This window comes from Ralstonia sp. AU12-08, assembly GCF_000442475.1.
In the GTDB taxonomy this organism is placed as follows: Bacteria; Pseudomonadota; Gammaproteobacteria; order Burkholderiales; family Burkholderiaceae; genus Ralstonia; species Ralstonia insidiosa.
The window spans coordinates 1-12,858 of sequence record NZ_ASZV01000033.1; the positions used below are offsets into that span (position 1 = coordinate 1).

A 12,858-nucleotide genomic window follows, 5' to 3' on the forward strand; every position below is an offset into this window, starting at 1 on the left:
ACAAGAGATGCACCACCAAAAAAAAACAGGGAACGCACCCCAAAGGCCCATTCCCTGCTGCACCAAAAAACTCACACCAAACCAATCAAACGATGCCGGTCGCGTAAAACACCGCAATCACAAAGAAGACCGCCAGCGTCTTGATGATCGTCACGCAGAACACATCGCGATACGCCTCACGGTGCGTAAGCCCAGTCACGGCCAGCAGCGTGATAACGGCGCCGTTATGCGGCAGCGTATCCATGCCACCCGAGGCCATCGACGCCACGCGGTGCAGCACCTCCATCGGAATCCCCGTCGCCTGCGCAGCCTGCACAAACTGATCGGCCATCGCCGCCAGCGCAATGCTCATACCGCCCGATGCGGACCCGGTGATACCCGCCAGCGTGCTCACCGTCACGGCTTCGTTGACGAGCGGATTCGGAATCGCACGCAGCCCATCGGCCAGCACCAGGAAGCCCGGCAACGCAGCGATCACGCCACCGAAACCGTATTCCGAAGCCGTGTTCATCGCGGCCAGCAGCGCGCCGGACACGGCTGCCTTGCTGCCCTCGGCAAAGCGGCCCTTCACGGCGCGGAAGCCGAACACCAGCACCACGATGATGCCGATCAGCAGCGCCGCTTCCACGGCCCAGATCGCGGTCAGCTTGTCGGCTTCAACGGTCAGCGGCTTGGGCAGACCCGGCAGCGCAACGGTGACGACCTTGCCGTACCACGTCGGAATCCAGCGCGTGAACAGCAGGTTCATCACGCCCACCAACACCAACGGCGACAGTGCGATCAGCGGGTTTGCCAGCGTGCCGGTCTCGGCCGTTTCCGGCTCGTTCACCAGCTTGGTCAGGCCGTGGTCATAGCCGTGGCCATTGCGCAGCGCCACGCGGCGGCGCCATTCCAGATACGACATGCCCACCACGATGATGAACAGCGCACCGATCGTACCCAGCCACGGTGCGGCCCACGAGGTGGTGTGGAAGAACGTGGTCGGGATGATGTTCTGGATCTGCGGCGTACCCGGCAGCGAATCCATCGTGAACGAGAACGCACCCAGCGCGATCGTGCCCGGAATCAGGCGCTTGGGGATGTTGCCCTGGCGGAACATCTCCGCCGCAAACGGGTACACCGCAAACACCACCACGAACAGCGACACGCCGCCATACGTCAGCAGCGCGCACACCAGCACGATGGAGAGCATCGCCCGCTTGGCGCCCACCACGCGAATGACCGACGCCACGATCGCGCGCGAAAAGCCTGACAGCTCGATCACCTTGCCGAACACGGCACCGAGCAGGAACACCGGGAAATACAGTTTGACGAAGCCGACCATCTTCTCCATGAAGATGCCGGAGAACACCGGCGCCACGGCAGATGGATCGGTCAGGAGCACCGCGCCCAGGGCAGCCAGCGGTGCAAACAGGATGACGCTGTAGCCGCGATACGCGGCGAACATCAGAAATGCCAGCGCAGCCAGCACGATGATGACGGACATCGACAATCTCCTCACTTTCTTCTTTTAAGAGCGATGGATTGTATGTCGCGATGCAGCAGATTCCGTTACGCAATCACGCGTATTGAACTGGCGGCAGAACTGACGTTCAGCCGCGCCAGACGTGCGCTTTCGTCATGTGGATGACAGATCAATGACGGTGGCCCCAGCCACCGCGTTCGCCCCAGCCCCGGCCTCCCCAGCCGCGATGGCAGCCCCAGCACCCACCGCCGCCGATCCACACGCTGCCGAAAACCGGCGCCGGATAGTAAGCCGGGCCATAGTAGTAATAAGGGTCGTACGGGTAGGCCGGATAGGAGGGATACGCAGCCACCGGCGCGGGCGCAACCGCGACGGGAGCGATCGGGTTGCCATAGGCGTCGTAGTACGGCGCGACCACGCAGCCCCCCAGCAAGACGACCGCACAGGCGGCGAGCGCGCCCGGCAGGATGGCCGCAAGACGACGGCCGCGTTGCGGTGTCGGGTTCATGATGTGCTCCGTTGGATGCATGTGGATATGCGTTCGACAGTGTTTGGCCAGTTCAATTCCAAGGACTTCGGATACGACCGCAGCCAATCGTTGCCGGATCACTTACCATGACCGCTTCGCCGCCCGCGCTGGGGAGAGATCGGGGCAGGCGATACCCATAAAACACTGGAGGACACATCCATGCAAGCCACCGAAGCCACGATAGCGCCCACCCAGGGCGATCGTGCACCGGCCCCGGCCATCTCCGCAGCCGCCCGACGCAAAGCCATCATCGCCGCCACCATCGGCAACGGCCTCGAGTGGTTCGACTTCACGGTCTACAGCTTTTTTGCGGTCATCATCGCCAAGCTGTTCTTCCCCACCGGCAACGACTTCACCTCGTTCATGCTGACGGTCGCCACGTTCGGCGTAGGGTTCTTCATGCGCCCGGTCGGCGCCGTCGTGCTCGGCGTCTACGCCGACCGCGTGGGCCGCAAGGCTGCGCTCACGCTCACCATCATGCTGATGGCGATTGGCACGGCCATCATCGGACTGGCGCCGACGTATTCGCAGATTGGCATCGGCGCACCGATCCTGATCGTGATCGCGCGGCTGATCCAGGGCTTCTCGGCCGGCGGCGAAGTCGGCGGTGCCACGGCCTTCCTGATCGAGTACTCGCCGGACGAGCGCCGCGGCTACTTCGCCAGCTGGCAGCAGGCGAGCCAGGGCATCTCGTTCATCCTCGGCGCCGCCATGGGCGCGATCGTCACCAACGGCTTGTCGCCCGAACAGATCGATGCCTGGGGCTGGCGCATTCCGTTCCTGTTCGGTCTGCTGATCGGCCCGGTCGGCGTGTACATCCGCTCGCATTTGCATGAGCCGCCCGCGTTCGAAGCGCAGAAGGCGAAGGCCGCGAAGGAATCGCGGCTCGCGCCGTTGTCGCAGGTGCTGCGCGATCATCCGCGTGAAGTGCTCGGCGGCCTGGGCGTGACCATCCTGTGGACGGTCTGCACGTACACGCTGGTGTTCTACATGCCGACGTACGCCAAGCAGCAGCTTGGCCTGCCGCTGGGCGCAACGTTCCAGTCGACGGCACTGTGCGGCGCGATCATCTTCGTGCTGTGCCCGATCATGGGCACGCTGTCGGATCGCATCGGCCGCAAGCGCATGCTGGGCACGGTGGCGCTCGTCATTGCCGCCGCAGCGTATCCGCTCTTCCACTGGCTGAACGTCAACCCGACCGTGCAGACGCTGCTGCAGGTGCAGGTGATCCTGGGTGTGCTGCTGGCGGCGTTTACCGGCCCGGCGCCGGCGGTGCTGGCCGAGCAGTTCCCGACGGCGGTGCGCTCCACGGGCCTGTCCATTTCGTACAACCTGGCGGTGACGATCTTCGGTGGCTTTGCCCCGCTGATCGTGACGTGGCTGATCGCCAGCACGGGCAGCAAGCTGGCGCCGTCGTATTACGTGATGGTCGCGGCCATCATCAGCGTGTTTGCGCTGTCGCTGATGCACGACCGCACAGGCAAGCCGATCGAGAAGTAACCGCTTGAAATCAACCAGGCAAGAACGGCCGGTGGCTCAACCCACCGGCCGTTCGTCTTTTGCGGCCAGCAGCGCGGCGTTCTCCAGCACGCGCACACCGGGCGCATCCACACGTGCCGCGCTCACCAGCGCTGCCGCCACCGATTCCGCCGGCACGGGCCGCCACGCGGTCGGCACCATCCATCCGATTGCGTGCGACAGATTTTGTGCAACGCGTTCGCCGAAGCGGAATTCACTGCGTTTGCCGAGCAGCAGCGACGGCCGCACGATCGTGACCGATGGAAAGCCGATCGACAGGATCTCCGCTTCCACCTCGCCCTTGCAGCGATTGTAAAAAACACCCGAGCGCGCATCGGCGCCCAGCGCGCTCACCAGCAAGAAATGATGCGCCCCGGCCGCGAACGCGCGCCGCGCCAGTTCCGCCGGATATTCGACATCAACGCGCCGGAATGCCGCCTGCGATCCAGCCTGGCGAATGGTCGTGCCCAGCGCGCAAATAACGATATCTGCAGCCAGGGCGGTGTGTGCTTCGGGGGCGTCCAGCCGATCGAAATCGACCACGCGCTCGCGCAGTCTGCCGGGCATCGCCTGCCCGGCTGTCAGTGCCCCTTGCCGGCGTACCAGCGCTGTCACGCTGCCGACCCAAGTCTGGGCGACCAGGCGGCGCACCACCGCGCTGCCCACCAATCCATTGGCACCGGCCACCAGCACGGCCGGTCCGCGTGGCTGTTCGGCCGCATCGCCATCGCCCGCGAAGCCTTGTGCGACAGGCGTTTGCGAACTCGACATGATGTTCTCCATGAGGTTGGCATTGGCTGCAAGTACACAGTGTACGGCGGCTTTCGCGCCGGTTTCCGGCACCGGGCCTGCGCGCTTTCGGTGCATTTCGGGTGCGGGCAACGCTGATGGAAATGCAAACAAACCCTGTTGATATCAGGTGTTTCCCGGATGCCCGGCCCGCAAACGTAGACAGGACAAGTGTCGGTTGCGAGCAACGGCCCGCAAAGCCTTGCAGGGAGGGGATGTGCAACCCTTCGCAACGGTGATATAAAACGGGTCGCAGTACAACGCTGTCCAACAAACCTGATGTGGGGAACTGACATGACGACCAAATCCGAACTCGTAGCCGCCATTGCAAAAGACGCAGAACTGAGCAACGCCGCCGCCGAGCGCGCGCTGAACTCCGCGCTGGAAAACATCAAGAAGACCGTCGCCAAGGGCGGCACCATCACGCTGGTTGGCTTCGGTTCGTTCTCGTCGGGCAAGCGTGCTGCACGCACCGGCCGCAACCCGCGCACCGGCGAAGCCATCAAGATCCCGGCAACCAAGACCGTGAAGTTCACGGCTGGCAAGGGTTTCAAGGACGCCGTGAACAAGAAGAAGTAAGCGTCTTCTGCCGGGCTCTACGCAGCCGGGAGACTTGCAAGGGACCCTTTAAGGGTCCCTTTTCTTTTGACTGCATTTTTTCCTGAGCGCAAAGATCAGGCGATCGGCCAGAGCGCCACCAGATAGCCGACCGACCCCACGCGCGCAACCAGCGTGTCGTTGCCCGACGGCACGTCCAGCCACACCGCTGCGCCCCGCGGCACATCCACACCGTCGAGCGACAGCGCGCCGTGCACGCAATAGACCAGCCACTGCATGCGCGCGTGCGTGATCGGCAGCGACCGGCGCTCACCAGCAACCAGCGTGATCGACTCTGCGTGATGCGCCCAGGTGTCGCGGCGCGTCATCACGTTGAAGTCCGACAGCGGCGCATCGAGCGTGGCCTGAATGTCCACTTCACCGGGAAAGCGCACGGGTGCCTCGCCCGGCGCGAGCGACACAACGTTGCCGTCCGCACGATGCATCGTCAGCCGCCCACCGGCGATCACCGCCAGCGAGCGATCGATACCAGCAAAACGCGAAAACGGCCCCGCAGCATCGACCTGCGCTGTGCTGATGCGCCAGTCGAAGGTGTCGAGCGTGGCGCCTTCGGGTGCGATGGCGATTTCGGTGGTGACACCGCCGCCGTTCTTCCACGGCATGCGGCGCATTGCGTCTGCAGGAATCAGCTTCATTGGCGGCGCAGCAGGTGATATGCCAGGCGTGCGGCCACACGCACGGTGCGGCGGTCCTGGTCGTATTCGGGGTTGGTCTCGGCGATGTCCGCCACGCGCACCTTGCCCGTGGCACATACATGCTGCACGAGCGCCTCAAGCACCGGCAACGTGATGCCGTATGCGGCGGGTGCGGAGACACCGGGTGCGACGGCGGCAGCCAACACGTCCATGTCGATGGTCAGGTAGACGTGATCGACATCGGCCAGCCACGCATCCAGATCGGCCATGCGCGCATCGAGATGGCGCTCCTGCACATCGGTGTCTTCCACGTAGTGCGCGTGCAGCGCATCGGCGCGATCGAACAGCGCTGGCGTGTTGGACAGGCGGCTCACACCCAGGCAGCAATACGTCAGGTCGATGCCGTGCGCGGCGCAGTCTTCGGCGATCTGGTCGAACGGTGTGCCGGAGTTGCCGGGCCGACTCGTGCGCAGATCGAAATGCGCATCAAAGTTGACGATGGCCAGACGCCCGCGCAGGCCCTGTTTCTGCCAGTGCTTGCGCAGGCCCTGGTACGTGCCGAACGCAACCTCGTGGCCGCCACCCAGCACAACCGGACGCGCACCCGCATCGAGCAGATCGAAGACAGCATCACCGAGCGCGGCCTGTGCACCTTCTAGATCGCCATCATCGCAAGTGACATCCCCCGCGTCGGCGAGCACGGCAAGACCGTGCGCAGGCACGTTGGCCAACGCACGACGAATCTCACGTGGGGCCTGCGCGGCCCCCGCACGGCCGTGGTTGCGCAGCACGCCGGCATCGCACGCAAAGCCGAGCACGGCAGGCGCACCGGAGAGCGGCGTTACGTAGGCGGACCGCACAACCTGGAACAGTCGCGTGACGTCGCCACGCTCGCCTGTGTCATCACGGCCCTGCCAGATGGAAGCATCGAATGTCATCACCTCGTGCATGGTCATGAACGCGTGAGCACCGCTTGCAGGAACGAACGCGTACGCGCCTCCTTGGGTTCTCCAAAGATGACCGACGGCGGCCCGGCTTCGACGATGCCGCCGCCGTCCATCACCACCACCACGTCAGCCACTTCGCGTGCGAACCCCATCTCGTGCGTGACGACCAGCATCGTCATGCCTTCCTTGGCGAGCAGCTTCATCACCTGCAGCACTTCACCGACGAGTTCCGGGTCGAGTGCAGACGTCGGCTCGTCGAACAGCATGACCTTCGGCCGCATCGCCAGCGCGCGGGCAATCGCCACGCGTTGCTTCTGACCGCCGGAGAGGCTCGCGGGCATCGCGTCGGCCTTGTGTGCCAGGCCCACTTTCTGCAGCAACTCACGCGCTTCGGTTTCCGCTTCGCTCTTCGACTTGTTGCGCAGCATGCGCGGGCCGATGGTGACGTTGTGCAGTACCGACAGATGCGGGAACAGGTTGAACGACTGGAACACCATGCCGACCTGCTGGCGCAGGTGGTTCAGGTCGCTCTCGGGCAGCATCGTGCCGTTGTCGATCAGCCGCTTGCCGCAGATGTCGATGGTGCCGCCCTCGGGCACTTCCAGCCCGTTGCAGCAGCGCAGGAAGGTGCTCTTGCCCGAGCCGCTGGGGCCGATCACGACCACCACCTGCGAGGCGTCGACCTCGAAGTCGATGCCCTTGAGCACGGTGTGATCGCCGTACGATTTGGTGAGACCGCGGATCTGGATCATCGGTACATCCAGCGCGGATTTCAAAGTTTGCGGGTTCGCCGCATTGGTCACACTGGCCATGTTCATTGCACCATGCCTCCCGCACGGATGTTGCGTTCAAGGCGATGCAGCAAGTAGCTCGCCGCACTGGTCAGCACCAGATACACCAGCGCAATCGCCAGGTACACCTCCAGCGAGCGGTACGACACGCTGATGATCTTCTGCCCTTCATGCATCAGGTCGTGAATCGTCAGCAGTGACACCAGCGCCGAGTTCTTGATCAGCGCAATGAACTCGTTGCCCAGCGGCGGGATCATCCGCACCACGGCCTGCGGCAGGATGATCGCGCGCATCGACTGCGCCGACGACATGCCGATCGAGCGTGCCGCTTCCATCTGCCCACGATCGACCGACTGGATCGCGCCACGCACGATCTCCGACACATAGGCACCCGAGTACACGCCCAGCCCCAGCACACCGCACACGAAGGCCGGCAGCAGGATGTCGAACTGCGGCAACCCGAAGAACAGCAGGAAGAGCTGCACCAGCAGCGGCGTGCCACGGATGAACGTCACGTACACCGTGCAGATGCCGTAGATGAAGCGCCGGCGCGGGTTCAGCCGCCCGATGCCGACCAGCAGGCCCAGCACGCAGCCAAGCATCAGCGCGACGGCGGTCACCTCCACGGTGACGAGTGCACCGTGGAGAATGTCCGTCCATCCCGCCCAGACAGGAGAAAAATCCAATTCCATCAGCGTGTCCGTCGGTTGTTACTTGGCGTCGGGGCCAAACCACTTCTTGAGGATCTGCGCGTACGTACCGTCGGCCTTGATCTTCTCGAGCGCGGCGTTCAGCGCCTTGGTCAGCTCAGGCTGGTCACGGCGCACGGCGATGCCGTATTCCTCGGTCGTCAGTGCCGGCTCGACCAGACGCAGGCCCGGACGCGCCTTGACGTAGTACGCCGCAGCGGGGCGACCCGTGACGGCTGCATCGGCGCGGCCGATCTCAACGAGGTTGAACATCTGCTCGTTCTTCTCAACTTCCACGCGCTCGACCTTCGGATAGTTCTCGCGCAGGTAGTTGACCGACTTGGTGCCCACCTGCACGCTCACCTTCTTGCCGTTCAGGTCCGCCGGCGTCTTGACAGCCGTGTTGCCCTGCTTGACCAGCGCAACCAGGCCGCCGTGGTAGTACGGCACCGTGAAGTCCACCACTTTCTTGCGCTCTTCGGTGATGTAGATGCCCGAGATGGCCACGTCGAAGCGGCGCGAAATCAGGCCCGGTACGAGGCCCTTGAAATCGATGTCGGTCCACTCGACCGGGCGGCCCATGGTGCGGGCCAATGCCTCGATCAGATCCACATCAAAGCCGGTGCGCTTGCCGCCCTCGACAAACTCCATCGGCGCGAAGGTGGCATCGGTGGCCACGCGCAGCGGCTCGCCAGCGGCGTGCGCTGCGGTAGCGAAGGACGCCGCAGCGGACAACGCCACGGCACAAGCCAGCATAAAACGACGGCGATTCCCCATGAGTGGTCTCCTAATGTGCATGTGGGGTGGAAAAAACAATTCGAGCAAAACGCGTGATTCGAAGATTCAGATGTCCTGCAGCCGTGCCGAAATGGACGCAGCAGCAGCCACGGTCATGTCGATCAGGCGTTGCTCCTTGCCGCGCACGCGCGTGGCAGGCGCCATCAACGTAATGGAGCCGAGCGCGTGGCCGGGCATCCGGAACACCGGCGCACTCACGCCCCAGACGCCGGGGTCGACTTCGCCTTCGGACAGCGCGTAGCCCGCGGCGCGGATATCAGCAAGTTCGGTTTGCAGTTGCGCTTGGCTGTCCGCATCGATGGCCAGCAAGTCTGCGAGGATGGCGCGCGCAGCCGTTGGCGGCATGAACGCGAGCAACGATTTGGCCGAGGCGCCGGCCAGCAGCGGCACACCGCGCCCCTTCTCGAACGAGCAGCGCAGCGACTGCTGGCTCTCGACCATTTCCAGACAGACGGCCTGATCCTTGACGGCCACCACCAGCCCGACCGATTCACCCGACTCGGCGACGAGCTTGGCCATACCGATGCGCGCTTCCTGCACGAGGTGCGAAGCGTGATCGAAGCCGAGTGCGAGTTGCAGACTGATCGGACCCGGCGCGTAGGTGCCGGACGATTCGAGCACGAAGCCCCAGCGCTTGAGCATCGCCACCTGGCGGTACAGCGTGCTCTGCGGCAGACCGGTCAGCTCGACCAGTTCACGCGCCGCAACCGGGCGGCCGTGGCGCGCGATGGTGGCGAGCACCATCAGCACGCGATCCGCACCGGCGGTGGGTTGTGCTGCAAGTTGTGCGGAACCGGGCTCGGCCATCGCAGAAGCTCCGTGGCGTGGAATGCGACGGAGAATGCGACGGTTTTCTCAAATCATCAACGCACGATTCCCAATAGACGGGAAAAGTACGCAAATTCAGTATTTACACCTAGGACGTCTCGGTCACATTCCAACTTTCTTCGTCCAAGCGTGCTTCCAGGAACGCGACGACGGCGTGGGCGGAGGCCTCGCTGCGGCAGGTGGTCAGCGCCGCGTACAAGGGCGCAGCCAAGCCATTGAGAAAATCCAGCGGCGCTTCCGGCCCCTCGGCAAGGTAGCGCTGGAAGGCCGAGAACGCCCCCGCCTGGCTCAGGCGCCAGTCGGCAATCGAGGCCTGCCGCACGTGACGCGCCGCCGGCGGTGTGGTCGATGCCGGCTTGGGCAGCGCCTTGGGCTTGGGTGCCAGCTTGACCGGTGCGCGCGCCACGACGTAGCCGTCGGCAACCAGGCGCATGAGGTCTTCCGTGTCCGGGCCGGCGCTGCTCAACTGCGCCAGGATCTCCGCAGCTGACCGCTCGCCGCCCGCCAGCAGCAGGATCGCGCGCTGCCGATGCGTGACACGCCCGCTGCGTGCCTGCAGTTCCTGCGTGCCGCGCTCGGTGCGCGACAGGATGTGGCTCAGGTCCATCGTTCCCCTCCCTTTTTTGTATGTGTCTGTTCGATGAGGGGTCAGTCTAGAAAAACCCGGCGCAGCGCGGACCGTTTGAACGCCGTCTGGCGCGGCATACCGACTATCACGTGCGCGGCATTGCATTGCAGGACGGACAGACGCATGCATCGATCATCAAATGCTGATTGAAACCAGATCGACTCGCAACCTGTTTATCGCCTCCGGATAGAAGCCTACAGTGCGGCGCATCTCAACCCACCGGAGCTTTCCATGCCCGCTCACCCCGTCCTCCGCCCCGTCCTGCTGGCCACCACCGCGCTGGCGCTGCTTGCCGCGCTACCGGCATTCGCCGCAGACGACGAACTCGTCCGCCCGCAACATCTGGCCGCCCCAGACACACCGCAAGCTGCGGCCACCGTGCTGGCGGCACGCCGCTACGCCACCTTCTGGCACACCGGCGATGCGCGCTATGCCACGCAGGCGCTGTCGTCCGACTTTGCCGACCGCACGCTGCCCGCAGGACGCGTGCAGGGCCCACAAGGCCCGCTTGACGCATCCCGAGCCTTCCGCGCCGCCGTGCCCGACATGCGTGTGGAAATCGAAGACATGGTTGTGGCCGGCGACCGTGTGGCCGTACATCTGCGCTTTCGCGGACACTTCACCGGCGAGTTCGGGCACACGCACGGGCAGAACCAGCCCATCGACTTCCAGGCATTCGATCTGTACCGCGTGGCCGACGGCAAGATCGCTGAAAACTGGCACCTGGAAGACAACCAGACGCTGCTGGGGCAGATGGGATTGCAGCCCTGAATTCGCGCGGATCTATTAACGCCCTTTAACAAGCTTGCACCCCACTCCCGCTATGCTTCGCCCCTGCTTGCAAGCCGCTTGGCGGCGGCCAGAGCGATAGAAGAAACGAGCCAACGAAAACACGAAAACGTCTTCAGGAGAAGCACATGGGAATGGGGTTTCAGGGCGCACTGCGCGCCTGGGCGAGCGCGCTCGCCTGCACCGGGGTGATGGGGCTGATGGGTGCAGCCGCCGCGCACGCACAATCGGCACCATCGGCTGGTCCGAATCCGGAACAGGAAATCAAGCAGGCCTGGGCTGCCGCCAAGGCCAGTGCAAAGGCGGGGCCCACGTCCATCGAACTGCGTGACCAGGCCGCCCTCAAGATCGGCGCAAACCAAGTCTTCATCCCGCAGCCGGCCGCCGGCCAGCTCATGCACGCCATGGGCAACGGCAACAACCAGGACTTGCTCGGCCTGGTCATGCCCACCGACGAAGAGAGCGACTGGATGGTGATCGCCGAGTACGAGGCGTCGGGCTACATCAAGGACGACGACGCCAAGGACTGGAACGTCGACGACCTGTTCAAGTCGCTCAAGGAAGGCACCGCTGCCGCCAACGAAGAGCGCGAGAAGCGCGGTATCCCCGCGCTGGAGATCCAGGGCTGGGTTGAGCGCCCGCACTATGACGCCGCCACGCACCGCCTGATCTGGTCGATGGCCGCGCGCTCCAAGGGCCAGCCCGACAACGAGCCGGAATCGGTCAACTACAACACCTACGCGCTGGGCCGCGACGGCTACATCAGCCTGAACCTGATCACCGCAAGCGACCACGTCAACGCCGACAAGCCCGCCGTGCAGAAGCTGCTGGCCGATCTCGACTTCAAGGACGGCAAGCGCTACACCGACTTCAACGCCAAGACCGACAAGGTGGCCGAGTACGGCCTGGCTGCGCTGGTGGGTGGCATCGCTGCCAAGAAGCTGGGCCTGTTTGCCGTGATTGCCGCCTTCCTGGCCAAGTTTGCCAAGGTGGCGATCCTGGCCGTGGCGGGCTTTGGCGCGGCGATTGCCAAGTTCTTCAAGCGCAAGCCGAGCGCCTGATCACGCTGGCACACACGCCATGACCAAACTGCTGATCCTGCTGTTCTCGGGGCTCAAGTTCGGCAAGCTGCTGACCACCGGCGGCACGATGCTGCTGTCGGTGGTGGTGTACGCCTTTGCGTTCGGCTGGCGCTATGCGGTGGGCTTTGTGGTGCTGCTGTTCATCCACGAGATGGGGCATTTCATGGCGGCGCGCCAACGCGGGTTGGCCGTGGGTGCACCCACCTTCATCCCGTTCGTGGGCGCGTGGATCGACCTCAAAGAGCAACCGATGGATGTCGAGACCGAGGCGTACATCGGCCTGGCAGGCCCCGTTGCGGGCACGGTCGGGGCGATGCTCTGCTACGGTCTCGCGCGCTATACCGACAGCCAGTTGCTGCTCGCCCTGGCTTACGCCGGTTGCTTCCTGAACCTGTTCAACCTGATCCCGATGTCGCCGTTTGATGGCGGGCGGATTACGGCGGTGCTGTCGCCACGCATCTGGTTTTTGGGGGTGCCGGTGCTGGTGGCGCTGTTCATGTGGCGGCCGAGCCCGATCCTGATCCTGATCGCCGTGCTGGCTGTCCCGCAACTGATGAAGGCGTGGCGCTACGATCCCAACGCGCCGGAAAACCGCGCGTACTACAGCATCTCCAACGAGTCCCGCCTGACCTACACGGTGTACTACATCGGCCTGGTCGTCTTCCTGGCGATGATGAGCCACGAGTTGCACGACATGCTGGGCAGCGTGCGCGCTACAACATGAGCTACGAGAGAACGTACGTCTCCCCCCC

The 12,858-nt window shown here is 64.3% G+C and carries 15 protein-coding genes; 5 read left to right on the forward strand and 10 right to left on the reverse strand.

All coding sequences use genetic code 11. The features are described 5' to 3' along the window. Positions 1–85: 85 nt before the first annotated feature. Entirely contained in the window at positions 86–1,486 is a 1,401-nt protein-coding gene (locus C404_RS47375; RefSeq protein ID WP_021195814.1) for a GntP family permease, read from the reverse strand. A 148-nt stretch (positions 1,487–1,634) separates the two neighbouring features. Further along, positions 1,635–1,973, reverse strand: coding sequence for a hypothetical protein (locus tag C404_RS47380; RefSeq protein WP_031329653.1), 339 nt, complete (start codon positions 1,971–1,973; stop codon positions 1,635–1,637). A gap of 180 nt (positions 1,974–2,153) precedes the next feature. Between C404_RS47380 and C404_RS47385 the strand changes: the two genes are divergently transcribed. Beyond that, positions 2,154–3,494 (forward strand): MFS transporter, encoded by a 1,341-nt coding sequence (locus C404_RS47385; protein ID WP_021195816.1) that lies wholly within the window; start codon positions 2,154–2,156, stop codon positions 3,492–3,494. Positions 3,495–3,530: 36 nt separating this feature from the next. Here C404_RS47385 and C404_RS47390 read toward each other — a convergent pair whose 3' ends face one another. Next, positions 3,531–4,283: an oxidoreductase gene (locus C404_RS47390; RefSeq protein WP_031329654.1), complete on the reverse strand. Its 753-nt coding sequence runs from the start codon at positions 4,281–4,283 to the stop codon at positions 3,531–3,533. 312 nt (positions 4,284–4,595) lie between these two features. Between C404_RS47390 and C404_RS47395 the strand changes: the two genes are divergently transcribed. Next, on the forward strand, positions 4,596–4,880 hold the full coding sequence (locus C404_RS47395; protein ID WP_003272088.1) for an HU family DNA-binding protein: 285 nt from the start codon (positions 4,596–4,598) through the stop codon (positions 4,878–4,880). A gap of 95 nt (positions 4,881–4,975) precedes the next feature. Here the strand turns inward: C404_RS47395 and C404_RS47400 are convergent, their stop codons facing one another. The 7 genes from C404_RS47400 to C404_RS47430 all read right to left on the reverse strand — a co-directional run bounded on the left by C404_RS47400 (position 4,976) and on the right by C404_RS47430 (position 10,214). Then, the gene (locus C404_RS47400) at positions 4,976–5,554 is read right to left on the reverse strand and encodes a HutD/Ves family protein (RefSeq protein WP_021195818.1); all 579 of its coding nucleotides are present in this window, start codon (positions 5,552–5,554) and stop codon (positions 4,976–4,978) included. Beyond that, positions 5,551–6,510 (reverse strand): formimidoylglutamase, encoded by a 960-nt coding sequence (gene hutG / locus C404_RS47405; RefSeq protein ID WP_021195819.1) that lies wholly within the window; start codon positions 6,508–6,510, stop codon positions 5,551–5,553. The genes C404_RS47400 and hutG overlap by 4 nt, the downstream gene beginning before the upstream one ends. Further along, entirely contained in the window at positions 6,507–7,253 is a 747-nt protein-coding gene (locus C404_RS47410; protein ID WP_167351973.1) for an amino acid ABC transporter ATP-binding protein, read from the reverse strand. The genes hutG and C404_RS47410 overlap by 4 nt, the downstream gene beginning before the upstream one ends. 62 nt (positions 7,254–7,315) lie before the next feature. Continuing rightward, positions 7,316–7,984 carry an amino acid ABC transporter permease gene (locus C404_RS47415; RefSeq protein WP_021195821.1) on the reverse strand — a complete coding sequence of 223 codons (669 nt, stop codon included), beginning with the start codon at positions 7,982–7,984 and terminating at the stop codon, positions 7,316–7,318. A gap of 18 nt (positions 7,985–8,002) precedes the next feature. Continuing rightward, a complete protein-coding gene (locus C404_RS47420; protein ID WP_031329658.1) occupies positions 8,003–8,758 on the reverse strand; it encodes a glutamine ABC transporter substrate-binding protein in 756 nt (251 codons plus the stop codon). Positions 8,759–8,824: 66 nt separating this feature from the next. After that, complete coding sequence (locus tag C404_RS47425) at positions 8,825–9,586, reverse strand: IclR family transcriptional regulator (protein WP_021195823.1); 762 nt, start codon at positions 9,584–9,586, stop codon at positions 8,825–8,827. Between the two features lie 109 nt (positions 9,587–9,695). Continuing rightward, on the reverse strand, positions 9,696–10,214 hold the full coding sequence (locus C404_RS47430; RefSeq protein ID WP_021195824.1) for a hypothetical protein: 519 nt from the start codon (positions 10,212–10,214) through the stop codon (positions 9,696–9,698). Between the two features lie 252 nt (positions 10,215–10,466). Between C404_RS47430 and C404_RS47435 the strand changes: the two genes are divergently transcribed. From C404_RS47435 to C404_RS47445, 3 genes are all read left to right on the forward strand, one after another. Next, positions 10,467–11,006 carry an ester cyclase gene (locus C404_RS47435; RefSeq protein ID WP_021195825.1) on the forward strand — a complete coding sequence of 180 codons (540 nt, stop codon included), beginning with the start codon at positions 10,467–10,469 and terminating at the stop codon, positions 11,004–11,006. A 146-nt stretch (positions 11,007–11,152) separates the two neighbouring features. Continuing rightward, a complete protein-coding gene (locus tag C404_RS47440) occupies positions 11,153–12,085 on the forward strand; it encodes a DUF2167 domain-containing protein (RefSeq protein ID WP_031329659.1) in 933 nt (310 codons plus the stop codon). Positions 12,086–12,104: 19 nt separating this feature from the next. Further along, a complete protein-coding gene (locus C404_RS47445) occupies positions 12,105–12,830 on the forward strand; it encodes a site-2 protease family protein (protein ID WP_021195827.1) in 726 nt (241 codons plus the stop codon). Positions 12,831–12,858 lie beyond the last annotated feature (28 nt).